This window comes from Paraflavitalea speifideaquila, from assembly GCF_032395985.1.
In the GTDB taxonomy this organism is placed as follows: Bacteria; Bacteroidota; Bacteroidia; order Chitinophagales; family Chitinophagaceae; genus Paraflavitalea; species Paraflavitalea speifideaquila.
The window spans coordinates 1924939-1950469 of record NZ_CP135920.1 but is presented as its reverse complement, the minus strand read 5'-3'; the positions used below and the strand labels follow the sequence as shown (position 1 = coordinate 1950469).

Annotated in this window: 42 protein-coding genes and 1 pseudogene; 29 read left to right on the top strand and 14 right to left on the bottom strand. The window is 47.3% G+C overall.

What is annotated here, in order from left to right:
• The first annotated feature begins 8 nt into the window (after positions 1–8).
• From RS881_RS13490 to RS881_RS13435, 11 genes and pseudogenes are all read left to right on the top strand, one after another.
• Positions 9–919: pseudogene (locus RS881_RS13490) on the top strand (SMP-30/gluconolactonase/LRE family protein).
• Positions 920–2121: 1202 nt separating this feature from the next.
• Positions 2122–2904 carry an aminotransferase class V-fold PLP-dependent enzyme gene (locus RS881_RS13480; RefSeq protein ID WP_315824465.1) on the top strand — a complete coding sequence of 261 codons (783 nt, stop codon included), beginning with the start codon at positions 2122–2124 and terminating at the stop codon, positions 2902–2904.
• A gap of 17 nt (positions 2905–2921) precedes the next feature.
• Positions 2922–3167 carry a hypothetical protein gene (locus tag RS881_RS13475; protein ID WP_315821553.1) on the top strand — a complete coding sequence of 82 codons (246 nt, stop codon included), beginning with the start codon at positions 2922–2924 and terminating at the stop codon, positions 3165–3167.
• A 329-nt stretch (positions 3168–3496) separates the two neighbouring features.
• Positions 3497–3829, top strand: coding sequence for a RidA family protein (locus RS881_RS13470; protein WP_315821552.1), 333 nt, complete (start codon positions 3497–3499; stop codon positions 3827–3829).
• A 13-nt stretch (positions 3830–3842) separates the two neighbouring features.
• A complete protein-coding gene (locus tag RS881_RS13465) occupies positions 3843–5126 on the top strand; it encodes an amidohydrolase/deacetylase family metallohydrolase (RefSeq protein WP_315821551.1) in 1284 nt (427 codons plus the stop codon).
• 31 nt (positions 5127–5157) lie between these two features.
• Positions 5158–5523 (top strand): hypothetical protein, encoded by a 366-nt coding sequence (locus tag RS881_RS13460; RefSeq protein ID WP_315821550.1) that lies wholly within the window; start codon positions 5158–5160, stop codon positions 5521–5523.
• Positions 5524–5525: 2 nt separating this feature from the next.
• Complete coding sequence (locus RS881_RS13455) at positions 5526–5951, top strand: bile acid:sodium symporter family protein (protein WP_315824464.1); 426 nt, start codon at positions 5526–5528, stop codon at positions 5949–5951.
• Positions 5927–6313: a bile acid:sodium symporter family protein gene (locus tag RS881_RS13450; protein WP_315821549.1), complete on the top strand. Its 387-nt coding sequence runs from the start codon at positions 5927–5929 to the stop codon at positions 6311–6313. Before RS881_RS13455 ends, RS881_RS13450 begins: the two co-directional genes overlap by 25 nt.
• A gap of 497 nt (positions 6314–6810) precedes the next feature.
• On the top strand, positions 6811–7023 hold the full coding sequence (locus tag RS881_RS59405) for a nuclear transport factor 2 family protein (protein WP_350340119.1): 213 nt from the start codon (positions 6811–6813) through the stop codon (positions 7021–7023).
• Positions 7024–7084: 61 nt separating this feature from the next.
• Positions 7085–7861: an RraA family protein gene (locus tag RS881_RS13440; RefSeq protein ID WP_315821547.1), complete on the top strand. Its 777-nt coding sequence runs from the start codon at positions 7085–7087 to the stop codon at positions 7859–7861.
• Between the two features lie 23 nt (positions 7862–7884).
• Positions 7885–8037 (top strand): hypothetical protein, encoded by a 153-nt coding sequence (locus RS881_RS13435; protein ID WP_315821546.1) that lies wholly within the window; start codon positions 7885–7887, stop codon positions 8035–8037.
• A gap of 191 nt (positions 8038–8228) precedes the next feature.
• Here the strand turns inward: RS881_RS13435 and RS881_RS13430 are convergent, their stop codons facing one another.
• Together RS881_RS13430 and RS881_RS13425 are read right to left on the bottom strand one after the other, a co-directional pair.
• On the bottom strand, positions 8229–8696 hold the full coding sequence (locus RS881_RS13430) for a hypothetical protein (RefSeq protein ID WP_315821545.1): 468 nt from the start codon (positions 8694–8696) through the stop codon (positions 8229–8231).
• 828 nt (positions 8697–9524) lie between these two features.
• Positions 9525–10079, bottom strand: coding sequence for a hypothetical protein (locus tag RS881_RS13425; RefSeq protein WP_315821544.1), 555 nt, complete (start codon positions 10077–10079; stop codon positions 9525–9527).
• 341 nt (positions 10080–10420) lie between these two features.
• On the opposite strand from RS881_RS13425, the gene RS881_RS13420 reads away from it, so the two are divergent.
• Positions 10421–11743: an IS4 family transposase gene (locus RS881_RS13420; RefSeq protein ID WP_315821543.1), complete on the top strand. Its 1323-nt coding sequence runs from the start codon at positions 10421–10423 to the stop codon at positions 11741–11743.
• A gap of 285 nt (positions 11744–12028) precedes the next feature.
• Here the strand turns inward: RS881_RS13420 and RS881_RS13415 are convergent, their stop codons facing one another.
• Complete coding sequence (locus RS881_RS13415; RefSeq protein ID WP_315818208.1) at positions 12029–12322, bottom strand: hypothetical protein; 294 nt, start codon at positions 12320–12322, stop codon at positions 12029–12031.
• Positions 12313–12786 (bottom strand): hypothetical protein, encoded by a 474-nt coding sequence (locus RS881_RS13410; RefSeq protein ID WP_315818207.1) that lies wholly within the window; start codon positions 12784–12786, stop codon positions 12313–12315. Before RS881_RS13410 ends, RS881_RS13415 begins: the two co-directional genes overlap by 10 nt.
• 676 nt (positions 12787–13462) lie before the next feature.
• Between RS881_RS13410 and RS881_RS13405 the strand changes: the two genes are divergently transcribed.
• The 3 genes from RS881_RS13405 to RS881_RS13395 all read left to right on the top strand — a co-directional run bounded on the left by RS881_RS13405 (position 13463) and on the right by RS881_RS13395 (position 14920).
• On the top strand, positions 13463–13903 hold the full coding sequence (locus RS881_RS13405; protein ID WP_315818206.1) for a hypothetical protein: 441 nt from the start codon (positions 13463–13465) through the stop codon (positions 13901–13903).
• The gene (locus RS881_RS13400; protein ID WP_315818205.1) at positions 13900–14085 is read left to right on the top strand and encodes a hypothetical protein; all 186 of its coding nucleotides are present in this window, start codon (positions 13900–13902) and stop codon (positions 14083–14085) included. The genes RS881_RS13405 and RS881_RS13400 overlap by 4 nt, the downstream gene beginning before the upstream one ends.
• A 619-nt stretch (positions 14086–14704) precedes the next feature.
• Entirely contained in the window at positions 14705–14920 is a 216-nt protein-coding gene (locus RS881_RS13395; RefSeq protein ID WP_315821542.1) for a hypothetical protein, read from the top strand.
• A 339-nt stretch (positions 14921–15259) separates the two neighbouring features.
• Here the strand turns inward: RS881_RS13395 and RS881_RS13390 are convergent, their stop codons facing one another.
• The 8 genes from RS881_RS13390 to RS881_RS13355 form a co-directional block, all read right to left on the bottom strand.
• A complete protein-coding gene (locus RS881_RS13390; RefSeq protein ID WP_315821541.1) occupies positions 15260–15745 on the bottom strand; it encodes an RloB family protein in 486 nt (161 codons plus the stop codon).
• 4 nt (positions 15746–15749) lie between these two features.
• Positions 15750–15947, bottom strand: coding sequence for a hypothetical protein (locus RS881_RS13385; protein ID WP_315821540.1), 198 nt, complete (start codon positions 15945–15947; stop codon positions 15750–15752).
• A gap of 47 nt (positions 15948–15994) precedes the next feature.
• The gene (locus tag RS881_RS13380; protein WP_315821539.1) at positions 15995–17095 is read right to left on the bottom strand and encodes an AAA family ATPase; all 1101 of its coding nucleotides are present in this window, start codon (positions 17093–17095) and stop codon (positions 15995–15997) included.
• A 193-nt stretch (positions 17096–17288) separates the two neighbouring features.
• Entirely contained in the window at positions 17289–17468 is a 180-nt protein-coding gene (locus RS881_RS13375) for a hypothetical protein (RefSeq protein ID WP_315821538.1), read from the bottom strand.
• Between the two features lie 48 nt (positions 17469–17516).
• The gene (locus RS881_RS13370) at positions 17517–17723 is read right to left on the bottom strand and encodes a hypothetical protein (RefSeq protein ID WP_315821537.1); all 207 of its coding nucleotides are present in this window, start codon (positions 17721–17723) and stop codon (positions 17517–17519) included.
• On the bottom strand, positions 17720–18388 hold the full coding sequence (locus RS881_RS13365; RefSeq protein WP_315821536.1) for a zinc-binding dehydrogenase: 669 nt from the start codon (positions 18386–18388) through the stop codon (positions 17720–17722). Before RS881_RS13365 ends, RS881_RS13370 begins: the two co-directional genes overlap by 4 nt.
• Positions 18352–18561 carry an alcohol dehydrogenase catalytic domain-containing protein gene (locus tag RS881_RS13360; RefSeq protein WP_315821535.1) on the bottom strand — a complete coding sequence of 70 codons (210 nt, stop codon included), beginning with the start codon at positions 18559–18561 and terminating at the stop codon, positions 18352–18354. Before RS881_RS13360 ends, RS881_RS13365 begins: the two co-directional genes overlap by 37 nt.
• A 179-nt stretch (positions 18562–18740) precedes the next feature.
• On the bottom strand, positions 18741–18866 hold the full coding sequence (locus tag RS881_RS13355) for a hypothetical protein (protein WP_315821534.1): 126 nt from the start codon (positions 18864–18866) through the stop codon (positions 18741–18743).
• Positions 18867–19076: 210 nt separating this feature from the next.
• Here RS881_RS13355 and RS881_RS13350 point away from each other — a divergent pair, with 210 nt between their 5' ends.
• The 7 genes from RS881_RS13350 to RS881_RS13320 all read left to right on the top strand — a co-directional run bounded on the left by RS881_RS13350 (position 19077) and on the right by RS881_RS13320 (position 22312).
• Positions 19077–19556 (top strand): RNA polymerase sigma factor, encoded by a 480-nt coding sequence (locus RS881_RS13350; protein ID WP_315821533.1) that lies wholly within the window; start codon positions 19077–19079, stop codon positions 19554–19556.
• Between the two features lie 101 nt (positions 19557–19657).
• Positions 19658–20317: a FecR family protein gene (locus tag RS881_RS13345; RefSeq protein WP_315821532.1), complete on the top strand. Its 660-nt coding sequence runs from the start codon at positions 19658–19660 to the stop codon at positions 20315–20317.
• A 280-nt stretch (positions 20318–20597) separates the two neighbouring features.
• The gene (locus RS881_RS13340; protein WP_315821531.1) at positions 20598–20771 is read left to right on the top strand and encodes a FecR domain-containing protein; all 174 of its coding nucleotides are present in this window, start codon (positions 20598–20600) and stop codon (positions 20769–20771) included.
• A gap of 127 nt (positions 20772–20898) precedes the next feature.
• Entirely contained in the window at positions 20899–21231 is a 333-nt protein-coding gene (locus RS881_RS13335; protein WP_315821530.1) for a metallophosphoesterase family protein, read from the top strand.
• 366 nt (positions 21232–21597) lie between these two features.
• Complete coding sequence (locus tag RS881_RS13330) at positions 21598–21774, top strand: hypothetical protein (protein ID WP_315821529.1); 177 nt, start codon at positions 21598–21600, stop codon at positions 21772–21774.
• A 120-nt stretch (positions 21775–21894) separates the two neighbouring features.
• Positions 21895–22056, top strand: a complete 162-nt coding sequence (locus RS881_RS13325) for a tetratricopeptide repeat protein (RefSeq protein WP_315821528.1) — start codon at positions 21895–21897, stop codon at positions 22054–22056.
• Positions 22040–22312: a hypothetical protein gene (locus tag RS881_RS13320; RefSeq protein ID WP_315821527.1), complete on the top strand. Its 273-nt coding sequence runs from the start codon at positions 22040–22042 to the stop codon at positions 22310–22312. The genes RS881_RS13325 and RS881_RS13320 overlap by 17 nt, the downstream gene beginning before the upstream one ends.
• A gap of 25 nt (positions 22313–22337) precedes the next feature.
• Here the strand turns inward: RS881_RS13320 and RS881_RS13315 are convergent, their stop codons facing one another.
• Positions 22338–22502 carry a hypothetical protein gene (locus RS881_RS13315; protein ID WP_315825058.1) on the bottom strand — a complete coding sequence of 55 codons (165 nt, stop codon included), beginning with the start codon at positions 22500–22502 and terminating at the stop codon, positions 22338–22340.
• Between RS881_RS13315 and RS881_RS13310 the strand changes: the two genes are divergently transcribed.
• The 7 genes from RS881_RS13310 to RS881_RS13285 all read left to right on the top strand — a co-directional run bounded on the left by RS881_RS13310 (position 22452) and on the right by RS881_RS13285 (position 24986).
• Positions 22452–22703: a sensor histidine kinase gene (locus tag RS881_RS13310; RefSeq protein ID WP_315821526.1), complete on the top strand. Its 252-nt coding sequence runs from the start codon at positions 22452–22454 to the stop codon at positions 22701–22703. The two genes, RS881_RS13315 and RS881_RS13310, sit on opposite strands and share 51 nt — an antisense overlap.
• A 93-nt stretch (positions 22704–22796) precedes the next feature.
• Entirely contained in the window at positions 22797–23072 is a 276-nt protein-coding gene (locus RS881_RS13305; protein ID WP_315821525.1) for a response regulator transcription factor, read from the top strand.
• A 69-nt stretch (positions 23073–23141) separates the two neighbouring features.
• Positions 23142–23450, top strand: a complete 309-nt coding sequence (locus RS881_RS13300) for a hypothetical protein (protein WP_315821524.1) — start codon at positions 23142–23144, stop codon at positions 23448–23450.
• Entirely contained in the window at positions 23381–23545 is a 165-nt protein-coding gene (locus tag RS881_RS59400; RefSeq protein WP_350340215.1) for a cellulase family glycosylhydrolase, read from the top strand. The genes RS881_RS13300 and RS881_RS59400 overlap by 70 nt, the downstream gene beginning before the upstream one ends.
• Positions 23542–24096 (top strand): glycoside hydrolase family 5 protein, encoded by a 555-nt coding sequence (locus RS881_RS13295; RefSeq protein ID WP_315824463.1) that lies wholly within the window; start codon positions 23542–23544, stop codon positions 24094–24096. Before RS881_RS59400 ends, RS881_RS13295 begins: the two co-directional genes overlap by 4 nt.
• A 151-nt stretch (positions 24097–24247) precedes the next feature.
• A complete protein-coding gene (locus RS881_RS13290; RefSeq protein ID WP_315821523.1) occupies positions 24248–24547 on the top strand; it encodes a cupin domain-containing protein in 300 nt (99 codons plus the stop codon).
• Positions 24548–24590: 43 nt separating this feature from the next.
• Positions 24591–24986 (top strand): putative quinol monooxygenase, encoded by a 396-nt coding sequence (locus RS881_RS13285; RefSeq protein ID WP_315821522.1) that lies wholly within the window; start codon positions 24591–24593, stop codon positions 24984–24986.
• Positions 24987–25112: 126 nt separating this feature from the next.
• On the opposite strand, the gene RS881_RS13280 is transcribed toward RS881_RS13285, so the two are convergent.
• Positions 25113–25415, bottom strand: coding sequence for a hypothetical protein (locus RS881_RS13280; RefSeq protein ID WP_315821521.1), 303 nt, complete (start codon positions 25413–25415; stop codon positions 25113–25115).
• Positions 25416–25531 lie beyond the last annotated feature (116 nt).

Here is a 25531-nt window from a genome sequence, read left to right as displayed (position 1 = left end):
ATCATTTCATGACATTTAACATTCATTTTAATGGATTATCAGTGCTGGCTCTTCTGTGGGGGCTAAGCTCCTGCGCACAACAAAAAGCCGCAACGGAACTATTCAAAGCTACTGTACTGACACCTGTCAATAGTTTTACCAGTGATGTGGAAGGCCCTGCGGTGGATAAGAACGGGGTGTTGTATGCGGTGAACTTTCAAAAGCAGGGTACGATTGGCAAGGTACTGGACGATGGTACGGCCTCCATCTATGTTACGCTTCCTGACGGCAGCACGGGCAATGGCATCCGTTTTGACAGTCATGGCCATATGCTGATTGCGGATTATACGGGACATAAGATCCTGCAAGTGGATGCTGCAACGCTCGCCATTTCTGTGCTGGCGCATGAACCCAGGATGCACCAACCCAATGATATTGCCATCGACAGCCAGGACAGGCTGTATGCTACTGATCCTGATTTCAAAGCAGACAAGGGGCGGATCTGGCGGATCGATCCTAACGGCACCACCACGCTGCTGGATAGTGTGGGAGAAGGGGCCAGCAATGGCATCGAGGTAAGTCCGGATGAAAAGACGCTGTATGTGAATGGAGGCAAGTTTATCTGGGCCTACGACCTGGATGAAGGCAAGATCAGCAACAGAAGGGTTTTGATCGAATTCGCTGATCATACGGTAGATGGTATGCGCTGTGATATCAAGGGAATATCTATCTCACACGCTTCGGGAAAGGTGTGGTAGCACAGATCTCACCAGAAGGTAAGCTCCTGCGGGAAATAGTGACAGCCGGTAAACGGACGACGAACCTGGCCTTTGGCGGTCCGGATGGTAAAACTGTTTTTGTAACGCTCATGGACAAAGGAAATATCGAAAGCTTCCGGGTGGACGAACCCGGCCGTGAATGGAAGATGCTGAGGAAATGAGTCCGGAAGCCGGAAGTCCGGAAGTCCGAAAGAAAAACTTTTAGATGCTTTCGACAGGCTCCTTTGGAGTCCGGAAGCCGGAAAGTCCGGAAGTCGGAAAGAAAAACTTTTAGATGCCTTCGACAGGCTCCTTTGGAGTCCGGAAGTCGGAAAGTCCGGAAGTCGGAAAGAAAAACTTTTAGTTGCTTTCGACAGGCTCCTTTGAGTCCGGAAGCCGGAAGTCCGGAAGTCGGAAAGAAAAACTTTTAGTTGCCTTCGACAGGCTCCTTTGAGTCCGGAAGCCGGAAGTCCGGAAGTCGGAAAGAAAAACTTTTAGTTGCCTTCGACAGGCTCCTTTGGAGTCCGGAAGTCGGAAAGTCCGGAAGTCGGAAAGAAAAACTTTTAGATGCTTTCGACAGGCTCCTTGGGAGTCCGGAAGCCGGAAGACCGGAAGTCGGAAAGAAAAACTTTTAGATGCCTTCGACAGGCTCCTTTGGAGTCCGGAAGTCCGGAAGACCGGAAGTCGGAAAGAAAAACTTTTAGATGCCTTCGACAGGCTCCTTTGGAGTCCGGAAGCCGGAAGACCGGAAGTCGGAAAGAAAAACTTTTAGATGCTTTCGACAGGCTCCTTTGGAGTCCGGAAGTCGGAAAGTCCGGAAGTCGGAAAGAAAAACTTTTAGATGCTTTCGACAGGCTCCTTTGGAGTCCGAAAGTCGGAAAGTCCGGAAGTCGGAAAGAAAAACTTTTAGTTGCCTTCGACAGGCTCCTTTGGAGTCCGAAAGTCCGGAAGACCGGAAGACCGGAAGTCGGAAAGAAAAACTTTTAGATGCCTTCGACAGGCTCCTTTGGAGTCCGGAAGTCCGGAAGACCGGAAGACCGGAAGTCGGAAAGAAAAACTTTTAGATGCTTTCGACAGGCTCCTTTGGAGTCCGGAAGTCGGAAAGAAAAACTTTTAGATGCTTTCGACAGGCTCAGGGTGAGATTGCCCAGGCTGACCGCTTAATTCAACAATATTGAATCACGCTCTATTATTTTTTATATGAAAAGAAGAGAATTGATCAAAAACCTATCGCTGCTGCCAGTGGCAGCAGCGGTTCCCTGGAATCTTTGTTTGCGGCCCCTCCCAAAGTTGCTTCGACTGCGGCTTATACCAGTGGTTTTGATCCCAATACGAACCTGTTCACGGAACTGGGGTTACTCCTATTATCAATGCGCTGGTGACGATGACCTTCCTATCGGGTTCGCTGATGCTTCCGGAAGTACTGGAAGCGATCCATTCCACATCGGGTGACTTTGCCAACATGTATGAACTGCAGGAGAAAGCAGGCGCCAAGATCGCGGAGATGTTGGATGCAGAGGCGGCCATGGTGACCTCAGGAGCGGCCTGCGCCATGGTGCTGGGCACCGCAGCCTGTATCACGGGCAAGGACCAGCAAAAAATCAAAGCACTGCCCAACCTTCCGGGACCGCAGAAAGAAGTGATCATGCAAAAATCACACCGGTACCTCTTCGATCAACAGATCACTACGTGTGGTGTGAAGATCGTGGATGTGGTGGGGCCACAGGAAATGGAAAAAGCGATCCATGAAAATACGGTGATGGCGTTGTTCTTCAATGCAGCGGATGAATCGAGTGTGACGCGGGAAGATTTTGTGGCTATTTGCAAACATCACAAGATCCCTTCCTTCATTGATGCCGCCGCGGATGTACCACCGGTAGAGAACCTGTTCCGGTTTCAGAAAATGGGATTTGATCTTGTGACGTTCTCGGGCGGAAAAATGCTTCGTGGCCCGCAGAGCGCTGGCCTGCTGTTGGGAAGAAAAGACCTGATCGAAGCCGCCAGGCTCAACCATAGTCCGCATGAATCACCCATTGGCCGGCCTATGAAGGTGAACAAGGAAGAGATCTTCGGTATGTATGCCGCACTGAAAGTATATCTTCAGAAAGACCATAAAAAGAATGGCAGGATTGGCTGGACCGTATACAATTCATTGGGGACTACCTGAAGAAGGTTCCTACTGTTGTGACAGCCACGCGGCTTCCCAATAGTGAGGCCAATAATTTCCCTGGTATGACGGTGAGCTGGGACCAACAAAAAGTGAAGATCACCCCAGAAGAGGTATCCAAACAATTACTGGCCGGCAAGCCCAGTATTTTTGCTTCGGGAAGAAGGGATCAACTGTCCATCGGGGTGGTATTGCTGAAACCGGAGCAGGTGGAGATGGTGGCGCGACGGGTGAAGGAGATCCTGACTGCGGCAGTAGGATGATGAGTCGGGAAGACGGGAAGACCGGAAGTCGGGAAGTTGGGAAGTTGGGAAGTTGGGAAGACCGGAAGTCGGAAAGTCGGGAAGAAAAACCTTGAGACGGCTTCGACAGGTTGACAATCGGAAAGGCTGACATGGGTCTCTTAATTCAACCCTATTTTTTATTCAACCTAAAATAATGTTTATGCAAAAAAGGAGATCTGTTTTGAAAAATTACTGGCTTCGGCAGCCTGCATGGCCGGGGTGAATGGAGTGGCCAATGGAGCCGGCCATGCTGAAGCAGCCCCCATTCAACGGAAAAAGAAGCAGGGAATATTACTTATGATCAAGATGTGCCGCTCTTCTCGGGTCATACGAAACATAATGGCCTGGTGTATATTGCCGGTAAAGGGGCGCACGTTGCCCCCTTCGAGATCAAGGCACATACAGAGATTGTGCTGAAAGAGCTGGAGAAGGAACTGATCAAAGCCGGCAGTTCGATGGATAAGGTACTGAAGGTAAATGTGTACCTGAATGATATTGCGGATTACAAAGGAATGAATGAAGTGTATAAAGGCCGGTTCGGCCGCAACCCACCTGTACGCACGACTGTGGCAGTAGCCAAGGGCGGTGTTCCGGGCGACTCGCTGGTTGAAATGGATTGTATCGCGCTAGCAGGCTCTTAAGTAAAAAAGGTATATGAAGCAATTATTAATTCTAACGCTGTTCCTCCTGGGCACGGGTTGTTGTTTTGGGCAGGGCTATTCGATTGTGATCAAGGGCGGCCATGTGATCGACCCAAAGAACGATATGGATGGGTTATTCGATGTGGCTATCCGTGACGGGAAGATCGTGGGTGTGGCAAAGGATATTGATGGGACGCAGGCGGTACAGGTAGTGAATGCCACAGGTCTATACGTTACGCCGGGGCTTATTGATATTCATGCGCATGTTTTCGCCGGCACTGAGTTGGACCGTTACCTGAGCAATGGGCCTGATGCGCTCGCACCGGATGGTTTCACTTTCCGTGTTGGGGTAACGACGGTGGTGGATGCGGGTGGTGCAGGCTGGAAGGATTTTGGGCTGTTCAAAAGGAATATTATTGACCGGTCGAAGACGCGGGTACTGGTCCTGCTCAACGTGATGGGTGAAGGCATGCGGGGCGGGGTATACGAACAAAATCCCGAAGACATGAGCCCTGCCCAGATAGCCAAGGTAGCCGCCGCGCACGGGGACCTTATTGTGGGTATCAAAGTGGCGCATTATACCGGTCATGACTGGCGGCCTGTAGACAGTGCGGTGGCGGCCGGCCGGCTGGCGGATATTCCGGTGATGATCGATTTTGGCGGCAGCAGGCCGGCGCTATCGTTGGAGGAATTGTTCCTGCAGCATCTTCGACCGGGAGATATTTTCACGCATGTGTATGCGAACCTGGGGCAAAGCCGGGAGGCGATCGTTGATGAAACCACGGGCACGCTGAAGTCTTTCGTATTGGAAGGGCGCAAAAGAGGGATCTTCTTCGATGTGGGTTATGGCGGAATCAGCTTCCGTTTTTCGCAGGCGATCCCGGCCCTGAAACAGGGTTTCTACCCCTCCTCCATCAGTACGGACCTTCATGTTTCCAGTATGAACAATGCCATGAAGGACCAGCTAAATGTGCTCTCTACCTTCCTGGCGCTGGGTATGGACCTTCGTGAGGTTATCCGCGCCAGTACGGCTACACCAGCCCGTATGATCAAACGGGAAGAGTTGGGCAACCTGTCGGCGGGCAGTGTGGCCGACGTAGCGCTGCTGAACCTACGAGAAGGCTCATTCGGATTCTATGATCATACCGGGTATAAGATGGAAGGCTCCCGGCGATTCGAGTGCGCCCTGACTATCCGCAATGGAAAGATCGTTTATGACCTGAATGGCATTGCTACGCCTATTTATCCTCCGGGTGGGGAAAGGCAGGGAGGGAACAGGACCGGCAACGGTCATTAATACTTAAGGTACCAGTATAAAACAAAGCAATATGTCCTCACACGGAACGGTAAGCACTAAAAACGTACAACCAGGATTAAAGGCAGCCATCTGGCTGTCGTTCCTACTGCTGCTGGCGGCGCTTGGCATGACTGTATCCGGGAAGGTCTCAACTGCCGGTCCGCTCTACATTTTATTTTTTATTTTACTAGCGATCGGATTCCAGGGTTACGCTTCGTTAAAAGGGTTTTCGTATACGGTGATCATTTTTGCAGCGGTGACCACGGCGCTTTTCTATCCTCAGTACTTCAGGGCCTATCATGGATTCAAATTTGCGGTGCTGATCTCACCGCTGATCCAACTGATCATGTTTGGGATGGGCACTTCGATGAGCTTCAGGATTTTACAGGGGTGGTAAAAATGCCCAAAGGGGTATTGATCGGTGTGATCAGTCATTTTATCATTATGCCGCTGGTGGGGTTTACGCTGGCCACAATCAGCGGGTTTGCTCCTGAGATCGCAGCAGGGATCATCCTGATCGGCTGCTCTCCGAATGGCTTGGCATCGAATGTGATCTCGTACCTGGCCAAGGCCAACCTGGCGCTATCGGTGACGATCACAGCGATCTCGACGATGCTGGCACCCTTTGTAACGCCGATGCTGATGAACCTGCTGGCGGGGGCCTTTATCAAGATCAATATAACAGACATGATGGTGGACATTTTCAAGATGGTGATCGTGCCCATCCTTGCCGGACTGATCTTCAATAAACTGTTCAGTGGCAAAGGGGCTGGCTGGACCGTGCGATGCCCAAGGTTTCTATGGCGGGGATTGCCTTCATCATAGTGATCATTACGGCTGCAGGCCGCGACAGTTTGTTAAACATCGGTCCTGCCCTGGTGCTACTGGTGTTGATCCACAACCTTTCGGGCTACCTGCTTGGCTATTGGAGCGGGCGGCTGTTTAAAATGAGTGAGCGGGATTGCCGCACGATCGCGATCGAAGTAGGTATGCAGAATGGCGGTCTGGCCTCGGGCCTGGCGAAAGCGATGGGAAAGATTGGCACTGTGGGACTGGCCCCTGCCATTTTCGGACCACTTATGAATGTTACGGGCTCGATCCTGGCTTCTTACTGGCATCGTAAGCCGCCGGTGGAAAAGGAAGACCGGAAGTCGGAAAGTCCGAAAGACCGGAAGAAAAACTTTTAGTTGCCTTCGACAGGCTACTTTGGGGTCCGGAAGTCCGGAAGACCGGAAGTCGGAAAGAAAAACTTTTAGTTGCCTTCGACAGGCTACTTTGGAGTCCGGAAGTCAAGAAAGTCCGGAAGTCGGAAAGAAAAACTTTTAGTTGCCTTCGACAGGCTCCTTTGGAGTCCGGAAGTCCGGAAGTCCGAAAGACCGGAAGAAAATCCTTAAGACGGCTTCGACAGCCTGACACCGTGCTTCAGTAAACGGGATTGAATAAACACGCGCTAAAAAAAAAGGAAGTATGAAGCAACTATTATGTTTTATATCGGGTTTTATCCTGATCAGTTTTGTCACGCACGCCCAGGTGCCCGATGAAACCGCTGTGGCCAACCAGGTTAACTTGTTTAACAAAGCGATCGTGGCTACTGATACGGCCACACTCAGGCAACTCAGCCTGCCGCAATTGAGCTTTGGCCATTCCAGCGGTAAAGTGGAAGATCAGTCTACCTTTGTGAGCAATGTTAAAAAGGCCCGGTCTTTTTCAGTCGATCGATGTTTCGGAACAAACGATCTCGTTCTCAGGCAACAGTGCGATCGTTCGTTATACTTTCTTCGGAAAGATGACACAGGATGGCAAACCCGGAGAAATTACGCTGAAGGTGTTGATGGTATGGCAAAAGATACGAAAAGGCAAATGGGTGCTACTGGCACGCCAGGCGGTTAAAATATAATCAACCTGTTTGATAGGACAGCTTATATGAGCAGTAAATAAAACAATAAACAGAACTTAAAGTGTTTGAGTTTATGAAAAGCATGTTGAATCCTTTGTGTACCGTTTGTTTTATATCGGCATTTCTACTGGCAGGTAAGTTATCTGCGCAGCAGATCGTTTTGCCCAAAGAACAGTTGACAGCCCTCACGGCCAAATGGACGGGTGAACGCTTTGCCGACGGAAGACCTAAAGTACCGGACAGCCTGATCAAACGGCTGGCGAATATTTCGCTCGAAGATTGCTGGCAATATTTACAGAACCTGGGATATAATAATCAATTCGAGTCGGGCTGGAAAAATGTGCATCCCGAAAAAGTGCTGGTGGGCCGGGTGGTCACGGCCCAATTTATGCCTTCGCGCCCGGATGTGGACAGTATCATCAAAGCTAAAGGAAAAGCGGAAGGCCGGACCGGCGCCACCAATTCCTGGCCTATCGATGTTTTGCAATTGGGTGATGTATATGTAGCTGATGGTTTTTCCAAAGTGATCAATGGCACGCTGATCGGCGACAATCTCGGCAATGCTATTTATGCGAAAACGCAAACAGGTGTCATCTTCGATGCAGGGGTACGTGACCTGCAAGGCCTGGAAGGGATCGAAGGATTCACCGGCTATGTAAGAGGTTTCGACCCCTCCTTCCTGAAAGATGTGACGATGACAGGGATCAATTACGCTATCCGTATCGGAAGAGCGATCACGCTTCCCGGTGACCTGGTGCTGGGCAAGAAAGAAGGGGTGGTTTTCATTCCTGCACACCTGGCAGAAAAACGATCGTCTATTGTGAGTTCATCGCGCTGAAAGATGAATTTGGGCATGCGCGATTGAAAGCCGGCACTTACACACCCGGACAGATCGATGCATCGTGGACGGATGTGATCCGCAATGATTTTTTGCAATGGTTGAAAGATAATCCTTCAAAAGTGCCGATGACGAGAAACCAACTGGATGAATTCATGAAGGAAAGGACCTGGTGAATCGCTGATTAAGGGATTAAAGTGATTTCGCGGATTGAACCGGCAACCGGTATTCGACAACCGGCAATGCATACACGGTTGCTTCGATGGCTTTGGCAATTGGCAGCCGGTCATCTATTGGTTCGACGGCTTTTTTGGTCTTAAAACCGGCGGTGAGTGAGTAACCGCCGGTTTTGTTGGGTTTTATCTGGTCAGGCGCTTTTGCGTTGTACGCCGCCGGCATCATGCGGATCTTTCATGTGGGCTAAAACGGCCGGCAATTTATTCAACGGTGCACATTTGTACCTTAATTCCTGGCTGAGGCTGTATAACCAAGTGACCTTAAAACCGGCCAGGTCCAACACGAATGATCTTTCACCGAGGATATTGAACAGGATGGCATCAATGATCTTCCTATGCATTATGTTAGCCGGATCGTATAGTTCGGCGTAAATATTGACAAAATATTTACCGCCACCCAGGCTGGAGATAGCCCCAGGAGCTATCCATAGCTCACCTGGTTCAATACAGGTAGGACCAAAGCGATCCACTATGTTGTATCCCGGATGCCTGGGCGGGTACAAAGCATGGAAACTCCAGCCAGGAATGGCGGGCGCCTGTTGTACGAGCTGATGGATGATATCAATGTACTGTGCTTGCCTTTTTGTGGTAAAGATCATATCTGTACAGGTTCCATCCGGGCCTTGTTTGAGATGGACCTGACCACCATACCCGCAAAAAAGCCGTAGGTGTGCAATAAGTTCATCCATCCAAAAAACAGTGTCTTCCAGGGGAGCTTATGCACGAGTTGATACACTTGACTGAAACGGCTGAACCAATTCCAGAAATTTGCTACTTGTTTCGTATTCATAGTATATTTTTTTATTACAAATAATTAATCCCAGTTAAAGAATGCACAGACTTTGTCTATGTCGAACTTTGTGAACTCACAGAATTCGATAAGAAAACCGGCGCACCGGCTTGTTTTCCAAAGAGTTCTCTTACCTGGTTTAATTTACGTGTGGCCGAGCTTGGGCTTATTACCATCAACTCCTGCACGTTTTTATTGGTGATCCTTCGGAATTGCCTTGATTTGCGCATATATAATCGTTTTGATATTAAATTTTAAAATAAAGAAAGTGCAACGGTTGTTGCGATGGAGTTGTTGCTAATAGATTTGTATTACGGGCATGGTGGTCCGTTGGCCATGGGCCAGCCGCGCCAAGGAAGCAATGGCATAGAGTTTCTTTTGTGGTTAATAAAAAAGCCGGAAAAGTGCTGCAATAGTCTTAACTCTATTGGAGCATAAGAGGAAGCGGCAGCATTGGATCATGATGCCGTGGAAAGGATGTGCCTGAACAGACCCTTCCCCGAGTGTGAAGACAAGGTTTAACAAATAGTGATGTCTGGTTGGGACAAGTGGTACTCAATGGTGGGGGACCAATTTACAAGAGCTCTACTATTGAGATGTTGGGGTTGCATTTTTCCATAACAAAAAATATAAAAAGTTAAAAGACCGAAAACCTGGCATCACTGGTACCGCATATAGATGATGCAGAGGGGGCCGGGGGCTTTCTGACCAGGGCACCTTTATAACCTGCAGGGTCATACCAGTGGATGCCTACGGCTACTACGATCAGGCGGCCTTTCATGTGGGTAAATTCAGCTGTGAGATGCCTGGCCTTTAGTTGTATTTGTTTAATGGGGATCAGTGTGGTGGTCTTGGTTATTGTTTCCACCTCCTCTTCGTCCTGGCAGTTGATGGCTGCCGTTGTAGTAAAGATGCGACAATGGGTGATGCCTTCTGGTGGCATCAATGCCTCGGCGGGAATGAATGCGGGCAGCCTGGTGGTGATCCAGTTTTTATTTGTATTGGCTACTACTTCGGGAAGGATGGTGGTGCATTGCTGCCAATCGATGCGGAAATTGAAGTTGAAGTCAATGAGGTTATCGAAACAGGCGGTGGAGAAATCGCGGCCGGCGGATGTGCTGGTGCGCAGGGCAGTAAATAATCTGCCTGCCAGCAGGTGGACATTGGTTTTGATGGTGGTGTGTTGGAGCAATGCATTTCGGATGCGTTTGCCAAGGCGGGCTGCTTTTGCAAAGTCGCCGGCACATAGGCGGGTGCGGTGAAAAGCCGGATCTTTTTTACGCGTTCGGCAGTGAGGCTGATCTTTCTTACCTGGTGGTGATCGCCTTTGGGAATGAGGGAGTAGCCGGGAATGGCGGTTCTTGATATTTTGTTTTTGTAGATCATGATGTTTCGTTTTTGGATGAAGAGAATACAGAATACAGAATACAGAATACAGGAGACAGAAGAATACACGGTTGCTTCGATAGCTTCGGTCCCGCCATGCGGCCTATCGTGTGGACACATTTTTTGAATAGTTTGCGTGTTTAAACTATGCAAAAGAGAGAATTTACGGATTTAGACGACCTGCGTTTATTGTATCGTGGCAATAAGATTTTAGGGGATTTATTTAGCAAAGGAGTTCACTCGATCCCGCAGCTATCGTCTGATGAGTCTTCTGCCAAGGGGTTTTATCGTTTTTTGCAGAATGACCGTGTGAGTGAAGAAGAAATTGTCCGGAATCTGTCCGCTAACTGTAAAGCTGCCTGCCAGGATAAGTATGTGGTGTGTATTCAGGATACTACAGAAATAAACCTGAGCAGCCATAGCAGGCGGATTAAAAAAGATGAGTATATAGGTACCACCAATGCCAATAATAAAAAGGGTTTGGGTTTCCTGCTGCACCCCAGCCTGGTATTGGATGCTGTTGAAGGGATTCCTTATGGCTATGCAGATATCAAGGTCTGGAACCGGTCACTGGAGTTTAAAAGTAAACATGAGCGCAACTATAGTTCATTGCCGATAGAGGAAAAAGAGTCGTACAGATGGATAGAGGTGTCTAAAAACACCAAAGAGGCGTTGAGGGATGTAGTAAAAGGAATGGTCATTGTACAAGACCGGGAAGGTGATATCTATGAGCAATTTGCTGTTATTCCGGAAGCAGGGGCCGATTTATTAATCCGGGTAAGGACCAACCGGACATTAAAGGATAAAACAAAGTTATTCAGTTGTTTGTCAGATCATCCGGTGCAAGGCACTTATGAACTGATTGTGGATGCTAAAAACGGCAGGAAGAAGCGAATTGCCCGAATGGAAGTCCGGTATAGAGAAGTGGAAATTAAGAGAACGTATGGTAGCAGCGAAGGAGTAGTTCCATGGGTTAAACTTTGGTTGGTAGAAGCAAAGGAAGTGGGTTATGAGGGATCCGATAAGATATGCTGGCGTTTGTTAACCACCCTGGCTGTTGAAAGCGCGGACATGGCAAAAAGTTGCATTGAGTGGTATAGCTGGCGGTGGATGATTGAAGAAGTATTTAAGATACTGAAGAAAGAAGGTTATAACATAGAAGCATCGGAACTGGAATATGCTTCCTCTGTGCGAAAGATGTGTTTACTGATTATGGAAGTGGTCATTAAACTGTTCCTGATGAGGTTGTCTTATGCAGAACCTGAAGTCGCCCTTGGGGCAGAGGCTTGTTTTAGTGAGGATGAACAATTGTTTCTGGAACACCAGATTATACGACTGGAAGGCAAAACGGAAAAACAAAAGAACCCATACAGAACTCAGGATTTAAAAAGGTTTGTATGGGTTATTGCAAGAATGGGCGGATGGAAGGGCTATGAAAGTAGAAAACACCCTGGTATTACGACCCTTTGATTGGAATACAATACTTTAAAGCTGCTTTCGATGCATGGATGATAATGAAAAATGTGTCCACACGATAGGCCATGCGGCGGGAGCAATGAATACACTGTCGCTTCGAAAACAGCTGCGAGCTACCAGCTGTGAGCGAATACACGATTGCTTCGAGGCGATTGCTTCGATCATTTTTGAAAAGGAACCGGGATGAACCCGGTTCCTTTTTTTGCAGGTGTAGGGCTATCTACCAGGGTGAGCCGCCTTTGAAAGGCGACCCACCCTTTGAGAAAAGCCCCTACCCTGTTAAGGGAGTTGGTCGACCTCCCGGACCTGTAAGGAGCTAAGGCCCTTACTGAGTGGGTATGACTTGCCGTTGACGAGCTTCACAAATTCGACTCCCAGCAGGAGGAAAATGGGGAGCGGGGTATTGGGCGCCACAGCCATCTGCAATACAGAGAGTGTAGTAGGGTTATTGTCCCATGGCAGGTTGGCACTGTTTGCCCGGGTAATGGAATACTCACCTGTTGCAAAATCAATTGCGGCTGCTGCAGCAAAGAAATTGTAATGGGTGGCATTTTCGGGTGCTGCTATTTCCAACTTTGGAATATGGGAAAGCAGGTTAATGGATACCTGACCTGAAACGCGGTCGATGATAAAAGGAAACAGGGTTTTGACGGTGGCCGCAAAGGTGACACCGATGTTGAACTCAAATCCTTTAACAATGTGAGGTCTCCATTTTCCACGCGCCGAAACCCGAGATCACTGACGGGATCTGATTGCAGTATGGCCACCATGGCCTGAGTAACCCTACTGGTGACGCGGTTGTCACGGGCTTTGTTGAGCTCGGTAATCCATACGTCGCGGAAGAGTTTTCCGGATTTGCCGCCAGCGCCAAATTCCTGACCAGCCCTGCGGGTGAGGTCGAATTTGGGATCTGTCTTCATGCGTTCGGCAGAAATGGAAGTTTTCTGTCGTGCCATGAACCCGTCCTGGGATTTGTAGAAACTGAGATCGTCAATGGCTCCTTTGAGCTTGACGATGGGACTTATTTGTTTGGGCATTGTTTGTTGTTTGAAAATGTTAATGAATGTTCTTTAGAATACAGAATACAGAAGACAGAAGACAGAAGACAGAATAATACACGTTTGCTTCGCATCTTATGCTTTGCATTCTATGCTTCGTATTCCAGGCTTCGATGGCCTGCATTAACTAAAGAACTGTTTGGGACGGTTGCCCGCGGTGCAACCTATATACAACCATCATTGCTTTGGGTGGGAGGCGCCAGCTTCCCTGCCACTTTGTTCAAAAATGGGCTGTTTTTGTATTTAGTGCTATTAGCATACTCTATCTATAGGGAAGGTATACTGAAGCTATGGAGAAGGGATACTGAAGGGGTACGGATTCTTAATTACTAATTATTGATTATTGGTCGTTGACTGCTCAGGATTCTTCACGTTCTTCATTGTTGTTTTCTTGTCTTTCGTTCCATCCTTACCTTTTCTCTTTTTGTAACACTTCTCAACAAACATACGATAACGGTCAGGCCATTTCCAAATGTCTACATGTCGTTTCAGCTTTTTTGGTCGAAACGGTATAAAATCGACGTAATTAACGTCAATTTATAGCCGAAACGACATAAAAAGGTCAGGGGTATTGGAAACGGGTATCTGCGTGTCGTATGTTTGTGCTGAACAGTTAGACATAAGTATTTAATCATCGTTCTTAAACCACTTTATTATGAAAGCAAATACGATCCAGACAACAAACCAATCAGTATCTCCCTATCATGCGCAGGCTGATTTCGGAAGAGTAGCCAAGTATAATCAACTTATCTGCGACGCCTTCCATAAGCCTTTGTTCAACCTGCGTGAACAGCATTTGAACAGTCGTTTATTTGCGCGTGTATATGATGTATTGCGGAGTGACCAATTGCATGCTGCCGGATCGAGGACAATGACTTCGGGTAACCTTGGGTTACTGGAAGGCTTTGATTTTAATAAGCGAAAACCCTTGCACAGGATCTTTAACGGACCGTTTGATGTAAGGATCAACCGCAGTAAAGGGGAATGTGTGGTGGATGTGCCAAACTTTGATCCAATACGTGATCTGCGTTGGGATGGACGGATCACGCATATAAAAATACTGGCACAGCGGCGGTACTGGATTTCAGGTGTATGAAATTTCTGCCTATTTCCCAGGAGAGTGGTTTCCTGGATATTCAGAATCTTATTGGTGTGACGCTGTCGCTTCCTTTTCCTGCAAGGACACGCCGGCCACTCATCGTGGTGATGGGGATCGAGTTTTACCAGTTGGTAGGGAGCCGCTATTTTTGCGGCAGCAGGATGGGGCGAAGTCGTTGACGATAATAAAAACGAATCGCTGATTAAGGGATTATAATGGATTTCGCAGATTAGGAACTTTTGCTTCGCTGGATTCCTTTGATGGAATGGGCGGGGTTTAAATAAAAATGCTGATCGACTGTGTGGACGGGGCCCCTAAGCACGGTTGATGAATGGTAGTGTTGTGCAACACGAAATGAAGGCAGCTGTGAGCTGCGAGCTTCGAGCTACGAGCATTGAACGGTCAATCATCAAAGGTTGATGGTTTAGTGTTAGCTATCAGCAGTTTGGGTTCAGCTAATAGCTTTTAGCGATTGGGTTTTAGGGATTGGCTTCTTAGGTTTTAGCTGCCGTTATTTGCTTTTTGCAGATAGCTATCGGCTGAGGGCTATTGCCACTGGTTTTTATTTTGCCGCTGTGATCAATAAAAGCTTTGGTGAGCCAGCCACCAGGCACTGGACAGTGGTCCGCAAGCAACGGGGAATAAAAGGCAGGTTTTGGACGAGACATACAGCTACCGGAAGTTAGTTGTCTGAATCCAGTTATTAGCAGTTATGAATTAACTGTTAGTTATTAGCTGTAACCAATAGCGGATAAGGTATTGGAGAAGTAGTTATTTTTAACAATTAAAAAGTATCGTATGAGTATACAGGAAAGAATGCAGTCGCCTACGCCGCCCTTCTTTGTGAAGTTGCGGAACTGGAGTCTGATCCTGGCAGCGGTTAGCGGAACTATCCTCACCACACCGGTGGCCTTGCCGGCGATCGTGGTGCAGGTAGCGGGTTACCTGGCTGTAGCGGGCACGGTGGCTGGCGCAGTCAGCCAGGCGGTGACTGATGTTAAACAGGAAAAGTAATCATTGTTCCTGATCTGGTATTCCTATGAATTGGCCCCGTTCGGAAGAGCGGGGCCTTTTTTATCGCTGATTAAAGGATTATAGGGATTTCGGGGATTGTATGAGGTTGCCCCTGGCAGCCATTGAATAAGGAAATCCATTTGACTTAAAGCATTATGGTATTGAGTAAGTTTTCTATTCCGGACATAAACGGTTTGATTGGGGAATTCACTAAAAATTGTTATTGCCCATTTTCTAAATACCATTCAAAAAAACGAAAAGTTTCAGCACGTGGGTACAACTGATCCTGAACTGCCCGGTTATTTTCAAGGCGCATTGCATTAGGTATGGCCTTGCCGGTTAACAGTTTTTATATGTTTTATATAACCTGGCATTTTTGAGAAACTTTTCGCTCTTGTCATAATTTACAATCCTACCTTTTGCTTTCAGTTGTTCGGATATTTCATTACAATTGGCAAACAATCGGCTGGTGTATACAAAGTGAAGCAACAGCCATATTTCAAAACAAGGGTTGTTTTCAAGTACAATTATACCTGCAGCTTCGGCTACAGCTTTATCCTGCATGTATGCTGTTTGCTGCTTATCCTGGATGATTTTATCCATGTCAATAAGTGCATAAACGTAATCATAGTTTTCTGCAAGAGTTTTCGCCCGATCCAATACGCCCTTATAGTTACCGATTTTCCTGGGATAATCTGGAAAAATAGAGAGATTAGCCGGCCGGTCTGTATCACGCACATCAGAAAAATAGATGCGTTCGGTTTGCCCATCTCCAACTATTGCTACGGTATCTCTTTGTGGTTGTAGTTTGGAAGCTCTTGCCATAATTCTATTCCTCTATTAAGTAAGGGGAACCAAGATTAGGCTTTGCTCCCAATTTTCCTGCTTTGTATGCATTAATAATACTGGCATCTTTTCTTAAGGTAGCGCTGTCAAAATCAGCAGCGGAATAAAGATTGATTGAGCCGTCGTCGTTTTTTTCACTGAACCATAACGCATCCTTTCTTATGAAATCCTGGTTTTCCATCAATGAAACATTGTGTGTAGTAACAAGTAATTGCGAGTTCTTTGCATTCAGTAAGAAAACCTGCAAAAATGTTTCATTAAATCAGGATGAAGCGAAGTTTCCAGTTCATCAATACAAAGCAGCCGGGAGGCATGAATCAGTTCGTATAAAGGGCCACCCAACCCAAAATACCTTTTCGTGCCGCTGCTCTCTGATAAAATGGAAAGTGCATAATTTTTATCGTCCGACACTTTATGAACAAAATCAATTTTTCTCTGTACTGAACCACCACCAAAGAAATTTGGACCGGGAACGCCTGTTTTAGGTTTGACGGTAGTTTTTTTAGAATAGCTACCCTGGGTAAGAAATCGTGCGCCAAATTCGTTCTGTAAAATATCTTCTAAAGGAACACTGATCAGCTTGTCGGAATCAGAAACATTTACTTCTGAAATTTGATGATCGGCTTTATTCAGGAAAGTATTGATCCATTTATTGATCAAAGGGTTTTGATCAATAAGAGAAACCGTAACGTCTGTTAAGTTGTGGGTGGAAGTGATCATGCCTAACAGGAAAACGTTGAACCATCTATTCAATTTTTCCAACTCGGGGATATCAACATTTGTCTTGGCATATGCCCCGATAACTGTATTGTTATGCAGGGTATTACTTTCCAGCAAATCCCTTTCACGCACAGGCACTTTCACCTTAGTGCCGAACTGAATTTTAGCCAGCCTTTTCTTCATATCGGTTGACCTGGAAAATAATTCGGTAGGTTTGGCTGTTTGATAAAAGACGATCCTTTCGCCCAGGATGGCTTGTTTGGTAAAAGATATTTCATAAACATACCGGAGACCTTCAGTATAAAAGGATAACTCAAAACGAGATGCTTGTTTATATGGATTATTGCGAAAAAGAAAAGGCTCAAAGTCCAGTTCGATGGCTTTATCAGTTATGGGCTTGAGTAGCAATTTTCTTAAAAATTCAAATGCTTTGAGAATGGTGGTTTTACCGGAAGCATTGGCGCCGTAGATATAGGCCAATTTGAGCAGTCGTCTACCATCGGGCATTATTACCTCGTAGGCATCCTCCGTCTGTTCAGCCACTTCAAAGTTCATTTCCACCTCATCATTGACAGGCCCGAAATTCTTTATTTTGAGGTAATGGATCATTATTATGTTCGTTTTTGCAGATATTCTGCAAAAATAACACAAATAATTAAGTTTTCATAAAAACCATCAGGGGCGCTCTAAGGCAGGCGGTGACTGATGTTAAACAGGAAAAGTAATCATTGTTCCTGATCTGGTATTCCTATGAATTGGCCCCGTTCGGAAGAGCGGGGCCTTTTAATCGCTGATGAAGGGATTAAGGGATTTCGGGGATTGAATCGCTCATTGATGAATTAAAGTGATTTCGCTGATTGACGGGTGTGGTCTTAAAGCCGGCAGCGAGTGAGTAACCGCCGGTTTTGTTAAGTTTTACCTGGTCAGGCGTTTTTACGGTAAGGTCTTTTGGTACGGATGGCTGGCCAATGCCACCAAGCAAACTTTCAAATTTAAAAAAGCACCTGTCAACAGGAGACAGGTGCTTTCTCTATTGGGAAGTCATCTGTACTGGTTGGTTTACCTCAATCATGGCCTTGATCACTTTCGACTCTGGTAACAGCAGGCCTTCAAACAACTGTTTTACTTCGCTAAGCTGCATCCTGTGGGTGATATATTTTTGAGGATCGACGAGCTTTTCTTTGATGGCCCGGATCACCTGCTCAAAATCGGCCCTGGTGGCATTGCGACTGCTCATAAGTGTTGATTCCCGTTTATGAAAATCGGGATGGCTAAAGCTGAATGCTTCTTTTGCAACCCAATCAGTACAAAGGTACCCCCATGGGCCAGGTAATCAATGCCCCGGTTGATGGCTACCAGGTTGCCTGTGGCATCTACCACAACGGTAGCCATATCACCACGGGTGATGGTTTGCAATTGTTCCACTGTATTTCCCTGCATTGGATTCAGGGTATGGGCAATACTCAGTTGTGAGCGGCAAAAGGCCAGTTTATCGTCGCTCAGGTCCATGGCAATGACTCTGGCCCCTGCTACCCTGGCAAATTCCATAGCTGCCAGGCCAATCGGCCCGGCCCCTATCACTAATACGTTGTCATTTTTCTTGACCCCTGCCCTGCGAATGCCATGGGCTCCAATGGCCAGGGGCTCTACCAGGGCCAGCTCATCATAAGAGAGGGCTTGCCCAGGCAGCAATGCTGTAACAGGCACTTGCAAGTATTGAACCATGCCCCCATCTATATGCACGCCACATACCTGTATGGTTACACAGCAATTGGGTTTTCCGGAACGGCAGGCGACGCAATGGCCGCAACTCAGATAGGGAATAATGGCCACTGGATCGCCGGGTGCAAAACCAGTGTCAGGATCTACCTGCAGCAGGTCGCCGGACAATTCATGCCCCAATATGCGGGGATAGTTAAAAAAGGTTGTGTGCCGCCATAAGCATGCAGATCGGTACCACAAATACCTATGCGCCTGATGGCAACAATGGCATGGTCCTTCTTAAGCACCGGCATGGCCGCTTCGGCATAATCAAAAACACCCGGCCGGGTGCATATCAATGTATTCATCTTCATGGTATGGATCCAATTGTTTGTAGTTCGTTCCAAAACCCGGGGCCGCCGGACCTTGCCAGGTTGGCCTTCACGCAATGGACCCGGGTAGTATGGAGTAGCTGCTGTAAATATACTTTTATTATAAAAACCATACAGCCTACAAAAAAATCAACCCGCTTTGACGAATGGCTTTTGGGGCATTAGTTGTTTTGTATAAAAACCGGCCAGGTCCCGCCGCGCCGCAGGGCGGCCTCGGCCCAAATGCGTCCAAAGCCACGCGATGCGCCTGTAATGAACCAACCCTTGCTATTTCGTTGATTTTCCATACTCCTTTGTTTTTTGCATTTATTGATCCTGCAAAAATCAGGAGACGCCGCCTGCGCTGTGTAGTCAAGTTGAGGGCATTTGTAGTCTAACCGGGGTTGGTCATTCAAAGAAAATACATGATGCCCTTACTATGGGTACTGTATCCTTATATAAATCAAATAATACACCCGCGCAACCGTTTGCACATTGAAAACATATACCAGAGCCATGTGCAATCTTTGATGTTGTATGGCATGAAGATCACGGATGATGTAGATAGGGTGCGCGACGCTATTCACGATCTTTTCCTCGAATGCTGGAAATACCGGAGCAACCTGGCCGATGTAGCAGATCCCCGCTTTTATTTATTTCGTGCCTTGCGCAACAAGCTCACCAAAGCAATCGCCAATCAATCTTTCGTTAGCATCAGTGAGTTGCAGCTTGCAGCCGAAGACTTTTCGGTTACCCATATCGAGCTCGACATTATTTCCCTTGAACAGGAAACCTATAGCAGTGATACGCTCAGGAAACTGATGGACCATTTGCCCCGCCGTCAACAGGAGATCATTACTCTTCGTTTTTATTATAATTTCTCTTACGAAACAATAGCGTCGGTGATGGACATGAACTATCAATCGGCCCTCAACCTGCTGCAACGTGCCCTTAAAACCTTGCGTACCAGGTATACAGCATTGAAATCCCGCTCCTGACCGGTGCACTTACCTGTTTTTCATCCTACTTCAAAAAAATAGTTGCGCGCCGGTGAGTATATACGGTGCATTCCAAACACTATCTATCAGCAGCACCGCTTATGGATGAAAAAGAAGAACAGCTAAGCCAGTTACTGGCCGATCACCGGTTTATCGATTGGGTTGTAAACCCCGATAGTATTTACAGCAGCTACTGGTTGCCATGGATTGCCGAGCGTGATATCCATGCAGCGCTGGCAACAGAAGCACGCAACTTTATTATACTGCTCGGCGGGGCAGGAGTCCGAAACGATCATCCCCTGCCTCAGCAAGGTGTGCATAACCTGTGGCAGCAGATAGCGGACTCGGTACAACGGGAAGCAGCGACAGATACGGCCACACCCCTTGTGCTGATGAATACACAGGGCGTTGACAAACGCACCAAACGCCGGACACTCTATTGGCTCGCAGCAGCAGTAGTCATTGGCCTTGTTACGACCATTACGTTATTCTACCCGCGCAACAACGATATACGGTCGGCCATAGATACCAATAATACCACGTTATCCTCCCAACTGGTACGGTACAATGGCACCGACAAGAACCAGTTGATCTTCCTGCCCGATGGATCGAAGATCACCCTCGCCAAAGGGGCACAGGTGACTTACCACCGGCTGATGAACGGCGATACCCGTAATGTGGAGCTTACCGGCGAGGCTTTTTTGATGTGGCGAGGAACCCGGCAAAACCCTTCTTTATCTATACGCCTAAAATGGTGGTGAAGGTGTTGGGCACCAGCTTCCGGGTTATCAGCGGCGGCGAAAAAGAAACGGTACTGGTCAAAACAGGCAAGGTATCTGTATTTCTCAAAGGGCAGGATGTAGCACATGATGCACCCAATATTGTGCTGCCCAAACAAACCTGTACCTTATCCGGCGCAGCGGCAGCACTGGTTACAGCGACATATACCGGCCAGTTAAACATTGACCTGAAACTGATAATCAAAAGGAATACACTTTTGAAGATGCCTCCCTTGAATCGGTATTCAAGGCGCTGGAGAACATGTACGACCTGCCCATTCACTACGATCGCCAGGCATTTGAACATTGCTACATCAACATTACGCTGGGTAATGAGAAGCTGGAAGAAAAACTGGCTGTTATTACCCAAACCATCAATGCAAGTTTTACACTTAGCGATAAAGGCATTAAGATAGAAGGAACAGGATGTAAGTAACCCCCAATAAAATATAATGAAGCCCAACTAAAGACAACAAAAGGGCCGGCCACTCTGGAACAGTTGCCAACCCTTTCAAGGCCTTTTCATTTTCCCTTGCGAAGAATGGTGAAAAGGAGTTTTTACATTGTTCCTAAGCCATTACCCTTTACTGGCGGCCTGTACGCAATTGGATGGCGGCGGTATGCATACGGATTATAAGTACCTGGTTGATCTTTTCTATCAACACAAGGATAAGGTAAAAGCCTGTGTAAGCGGACATATTCACCTGCAAGATGAAGTGAGTTATAACCAGGTGCAATATTTCTGCAATGGTGCCCTTAGCGGTTTCTGGTGGGAAGAGGGTGATAAGAAATCAGCCGGCAAGTACTGGTACCTGCAAACGCCTCCCGGCTATGCCCTGATCGACCTTTATGAAGATGGCAGTATTGAAAACAAATACATAGCGCATCCTTACTAATAGTTATTCCGGTTATTACCTGTTTTTTGCAACAGGACGCAAAAACGCTCTCTGCAGGGCGTTTTTATTGATATCCTGCAGCGGTCTCTTTTTATGTTTGTAAGTAGCTTTGCCCTCTCCCATGGCCCCTGTTCTACTATTGCACGCACTGCACCAAAGTTGAATTGCGCTGTCAGCAATGACCTCCTGCTTTTCGGTTTTCCGGATTGATCGTATGCTGTACAAGTAAATTGGCAGCAGTGGGGGAACAATCATCCAAAAGCATGATCTTTTCGTGAAGAGCAGTCAGAAATCATTAAAAAGAGGAGTACAAATACGCGGTTATCAGCCTTTATTTGCAATAGTCAAAAAGCTTTAAATCAGGGAATGAAAAAGTTATTACTGCTACTGCTTGTGCTGATGGCATTGGGGCCTGTGCCATTGTTTTCCCAAACGCATGAGCTGGACAGCCTCAAAACCATCATTGGGAAGCATCCGCAACGTGATTCGCTGCGGGTAAGTTTGGTATATTTACCTTCAGATCTATTACTCAGACAGGGGTGATTTTGCCGCTTCTACGCTGTACGCAGATACTGCCATCCAGGTGCTGGAAAAAGGCACTGCCCGGTATGCGCTGTTCAACCTGGCTAGTTTGTATAATAATCTTGAGGAGACAGTTATAAGATGGGCGATTACCACAAAGGCATAGAACATTATACAAAAGCTACGGAACTATTGGAGCGGTATAAGCCTGAAAGGGTTGCTTCGGCGTATGGTGGACTTTCGGCCGTGTACGAGGCGATCTCACAGCCGGATAAAGCTTTTGAGTATGACAAAAAGCAATAGGGGCTGCGGAAAAAGTGGCAACAAAGCATCGATGGCGAGGCGTTACCTGAATTATGCTGAAAGGCTGCTCAACCTGAAATATTATAAAGCAGCAGACAGCATCTCTTCTGATGAAACGAAAAGCAAGATCACGCTGATGGAGACCCGTTTCAGGGTTGCCGGCAAAGACAGGGAAATAAGATCATTGCAGGATGAGAAAATGATACAGGAATTGCAGCTCCGTCAAAAGTACCTTTATTTACATCTTAATAGGTAGTGCCTTAGCGCTGCTCATCATTACCTTACTTCTCTTCCGCCATAACCGGCACCGCCAAGAACTGCAGCAGGTAAAAATCGATAGCCATGTAACGATTGATCAAACTACCCGTGTTGCCATTTACCTGATTGTACAGGAATTGGTCAACAATGTCATAAAACATGCCCAGGCAAAGGGTGTACTGGTACAATTGCATCATTCTGTTCAGGAAAAGATATTGGCTGTTACGGTGGAAGACAATAGCAAGGGGCTTAACGTAAACGCGCTGAAAGATGCTGCCGGACTGGGCTGGCGCAGCATTCAACACCGCATCGACTTTCTGAAAGGGAAAATTGATGTACATTCAAAACCTGGTGAAGGCACTTCTGTAATGATAGAGACGGGGGTATAAATATTCATTGTGATACCAACTGCATGAAAACAAAATTATTTATTGTAGATGATCATTATCTGGTAATAGAGGGCATTCGCCCGCTATTGCAGCATGAACATACTATTGAATGGATGGGGCATGCTACGAATGCTGGGTCCTGCCTTAGCCTTAAGGGAATCAAAGCTCACACAGCCACTGATCACGCGTCGCGAAAAGGAAGTGCTGTGTTTAATTGCCGAAGGGTTTACCAATGCCGAAATATCCGAAAAGCTATTCATCAGTATACCCACGGTGAACACACACCGGAAAAGCCTGCTGGAGAAATTCGGAGCTAAGAATACCGCAATATTGATCAGCATGGCCAGCAGGCAGGGGCTGATCCTGTAGTGCCGGCCAGGTGCCTGGTAAGCAGTAAACCACAAAATGGCCGTACATTAGTGGTTGAAACCACCAGATATGAAAAAGAACCTTTCAGTAGTCTTATTGCTACTTGCATTTGTCATTGGATCTGCTCAGCCGGTGAAGGAGCATGGCCGGTTGAAAGTGACCGGCGTACAGCTCCTGGATGAAAAAGGGGCGCCGGTGGTATTACGCGGCATGAGCTTTGGCTGGCATAACTGGTGGCCGCGGTTCTATACTGCAGGAACGGTAAGCTGGTTGAAAAAGATTGGGGTTGTACTGTGGTACGGGCAGCCATGGGTGTTGAACCAGACCGGGGATATATCAACCAACCTGATTGGTCGAAGGCTACCATCAAAGCGGTGATCGATGCGGCCATCAAAGAAGGGATATATGTTATCGTGGACTGGCATAGCCACAACATACGTCAAAAGAGGCACAGCAGTTCTTTACTGAAATAGCAACCACCTACGGCCAATATCCCAATATCATTTACGAGATCTTCAATGAGCCCGAACAGCAATCCTGGGCGGACGTTAAAGCCTATTCCGTTGAGCTGATAAAGACGATCAGGGCTATTGATCCGGACAATATTATTCTTGTTGGCTCGCCACACTGGGACCAGGACGTTCACCTGGTAGCCGATGATCCAATCAAAGGGTATGATAACCTGCTGTATACCTTTCACTTTTATGCTGCCACCCATAAGCAGTATTTGCGCGACCGGGGCGATTATGCCCTGAAGAAAGGGTTACCGCTTTTCATTTCTGAATCGGCCGGTATGGAAGCTACGGGCAACGGCCCAATCAACGAGGCAGAATGGAATGCCTGGATCACCTGGGCCGAGAAAAACAATATCAGTTGGATCACCTGGTCGGTAGCTGATAAAAATGAGACTTGCTCGGTTCTATTGCCTTCCGCTTCTTCCACGGGTAACTGGTCTGATAAAGACCTGAAACCATCGGGTATAAAAACCAGGGCATTGATCAGGAAATACAATGGGGTGAAATAGGTTTCCTACCTTCCTGTTCGCCCAGCACCTGGCCATTCAGTTTTACCTGGGCATAGGAGTTGACGCCATCAAACCGCACGAATACCCGTTTACCTTTCCAGCCGGTGGGTAAGGCCTAAATATGTAGCAATTAGGTTAATTTAGTTACCAAATGAAGGCACAATACCTAGATGTAGGGCTGGCAGGGGCCAAAACCATACAGATCAAGAAGGTAGACCAGGATTACCTCGATACGCCTTTTCATTTTCACCAGTCCTGCGAGCTGGTATTGATCGAAACAAGTTATGGCAAGCGCATTGTAGGAGACCGTGTAGACAATTTTGAAGTGGGTGACCTGGTATTGATGGGGCCCAACCTGCCGCATATATGGCAGAACGATAAAGCATTTCACCGGAACATGAAAGGAGGCGCCCCGGGCATGGTGCAGGTGCCACTCCCTGGCTGCTTATAGCCATTTAAGACCGGTTTGTAACAGCGCATTAAAAATCAAGATCATGAATAAACGTTTTAACCGGGTTCTTCTTCCCGTGTTGACTGGTATGCTTACGGTTTTGTCCAACAGTCTCCTGGCCCAGGACGGTAAGCCTTATGTACGGATCGCCAGCATTGTCGTTGATAGTGCACAGGTAGAAAAATACAATACGGCATTAAAGGAACATGCAGCCGCCGCTATTGCCAGGGAGCCGGGTGTGCTGACCTTGTATGGGGTATATGACAAAAACAATCCCACGCATGTAACGGTATTTGAGATCTATGCCAGTGTAGCGGCTTATCAAACGCATATTCAAACAGCTCATTTTCTACACTACAAAGCCACTGTAAAAGACATGGTAAGATCGCTGGTGCTGACTGATGTAGTGCCCATAGCGCTTGCCACGAAGCCGAAGTGATGGGGAGGGGAATGGCTACCGCTTTAATGGATCAGGCTTTGGGCGCCAGGGAATATAATTTTTCCAATACAAAGGGTATAATGATGCGCTCAACTACGTTGGTGGGGGTATCAAAGGCCAGGTAGCCTAACTGCTCCTGATATTGTTAAAAGAGGGTGTATGATGATACCGCTTTTCTACCTCATTGCTTCCCCGGGCCCCGAGGACCCAAAGAGGAGAACCCGAGGAGGCAAAGAGGAGGCAATGAGGAGAAACCGAGAAGAAACCTATGTTTTTATGTCGTTCGTCCCAATACACTCCCCGTTCGTCCCAGGTTTCCGACCACTCCGTCCCAAATTTCCAGGTGCTTTCGAGGGGAATATGTTGTTCGTCCCAAAACATCTGTCGTTCGTCCCACCTCCGCCCGAACTCCGATCTAAATTTTGACAATTGGGTTAGAAACTGGTTTAGATTTGTTCTATCAGTCACTGCAAAGGGGTTTTCACTTAGGGATAACAGGAAGAGTGAACTTGTGAACCCTCTCCTTGGCAGGGTCTGGTACAACA

Excerpts from the sequence above, each read along its gene's own strand:
- RS881_RS13480 (WP_315824465.1), top strand. The coding sequence starts at position 2,122 with ATGACCTTCCTATCGGGTTCGCTGATGCTTCCGGAAGTACTGGAAGCG.
- RS881_RS13465 (WP_315821551.1), top strand. The coding sequence starts at position 3,843 with ATGAAGCAATTATTAATTCTAACGCTGTTCCTCCTGGGCACGGGTTGT.
- RS881_RS13460 (WP_315821550.1), top strand. The coding sequence starts at position 5,158 with ATGTCCTCACACGGAACGGTAAGCACTAAAAACGTACAACCAGGATTA.
- RS881_RS13455 (WP_315824464.1), top strand. The coding sequence starts at position 5,526 with ATGCCCAAAGGGGTATTGATCGGTGTGATCAGTCATTTTATCATTATG.
- RS881_RS13450 (WP_315821549.1), top strand. The coding sequence starts at position 5,927 with ATGGCGGGGATTGCCTTCATCATAGTGATCATTACGGCTGCAGGCCGC.
- RS881_RS59405 (WP_350340119.1), top strand. The coding sequence starts at position 6,811 with ATGTTAAAAAGGCCCGGTCTTTTTCAGTCGATCGATGTTTCGGAACAA.
- RS881_RS13430 (WP_315821545.1), bottom strand. The coding sequence starts at position 8,696 with ATGATCTTTACCACAAAAAGGCAAGCACAGTACATTGATATCATCCAT.
- RS881_RS13420 (WP_315821543.1), top strand. The coding sequence starts at position 10,421 with ATGCAAAAGAGAGAATTTACGGATTTAGACGACCTGCGTTTATTGTAT.
- RS881_RS13410 (WP_315818207.1), bottom strand. The coding sequence starts at position 12,786 with ATGCCCAAACAAATAAGTCCCATCGTCAAGCTCAAAGGAGCCATTGAC.
- RS881_RS13405 (WP_315818206.1), top strand. The coding sequence starts at position 13,463 with ATGAAAGCAAATACGATCCAGACAACAAACCAATCAGTATCTCCCTAT.
- RS881_RS13400 (WP_315818205.1), top strand. The coding sequence starts at position 13,900 with ATGAAATTTCTGCCTATTTCCCAGGAGAGTGGTTTCCTGGATATTCAG.
- RS881_RS13395 (WP_315821542.1), top strand. The coding sequence starts at position 14,705 with ATGAGTATACAGGAAAGAATGCAGTCGCCTACGCCGCCCTTCTTTGTG.
- RS881_RS13390 (WP_315821541.1), bottom strand. The coding sequence starts at position 15,745 with ATGGCAAGAGCTTCCAAACTACAACCACAAAGAGATACCGTAGCAATA.
- RS881_RS13385 (WP_315821540.1), bottom strand. The coding sequence starts at position 15,947 with ATGGAAAACCAGGATTTCATAAGAAAGGATGCGTTATGGTTCAGTGAA.
- RS881_RS13380 (WP_315821539.1), bottom strand. The coding sequence starts at position 17,095 with ATGATCCATTACCTCAAAATAAAGAATTTCGGGCCTGTCAATGATGAG.
- RS881_RS13370 (WP_315821537.1), bottom strand. The coding sequence starts at position 17,723 with ATGAGCAGTCGCAATGCCACCAGGGCCGATTTTGAGCAGGTGATCCGG.
- RS881_RS13360 (WP_315821535.1), bottom strand. The coding sequence starts at position 18,561 with ATGAAGATGAATACATTGATATGCACCCGGCCGGGTGTTTTTGATTAT.
- RS881_RS13355 (WP_315821534.1), bottom strand. The coding sequence starts at position 18,866 with ATGGAAAATCAACGAAATAGCAAGGGTTGGTTCATTACAGGCGCATCG.
- RS881_RS13345 (WP_315821532.1), top strand. The coding sequence starts at position 19,658 with ATGGATGAAAAAGAAGAACAGCTAAGCCAGTTACTGGCCGATCACCGG.
- RS881_RS13340 (WP_315821531.1), top strand. The coding sequence starts at position 20,598 with ATGTACGACCTGCCCATTCACTACGATCGCCAGGCATTTGAACATTGC.
- RS881_RS13330 (WP_315821529.1), top strand. The coding sequence starts at position 21,598 with ATGAAAAAGTTATTACTGCTACTGCTTGTGCTGATGGCATTGGGGCCT.
- RS881_RS13325 (WP_315821528.1), top strand. The coding sequence starts at position 21,895 with ATGGGCGATTACCACAAAGGCATAGAACATTATACAAAAGCTACGGAA.
- RS881_RS13320 (WP_315821527.1), top strand. The coding sequence starts at position 22,040 with ATGACAAAAAGCAATAGGGGCTGCGGAAAAAGTGGCAACAAAGCATCG.
- RS881_RS13305 (WP_315821525.1), top strand. The coding sequence starts at position 22,797 with ATGAACATACTATTGAATGGATGGGGCATGCTACGAATGCTGGGTCCT.
- RS881_RS13300 (WP_315821524.1), top strand. The coding sequence starts at position 23,142 with ATGAAAAAGAACCTTTCAGTAGTCTTATTGCTACTTGCATTTGTCATT.
- RS881_RS59400 (WP_350340215.1), top strand. The coding sequence starts at position 23,381 with ATGGGTGTTGAACCAGACCGGGGATATATCAACCAACCTGATTGGTCG.
- RS881_RS13290 (WP_315821523.1), top strand. The coding sequence starts at position 24,248 with ATGAAGGCACAATACCTAGATGTAGGGCTGGCAGGGGCCAAAACCATA.
- RS881_RS13285 (WP_315821522.1), top strand. The coding sequence starts at position 24,591 with ATGAATAAACGTTTTAACCGGGTTCTTCTTCCCGTGTTGACTGGTATG.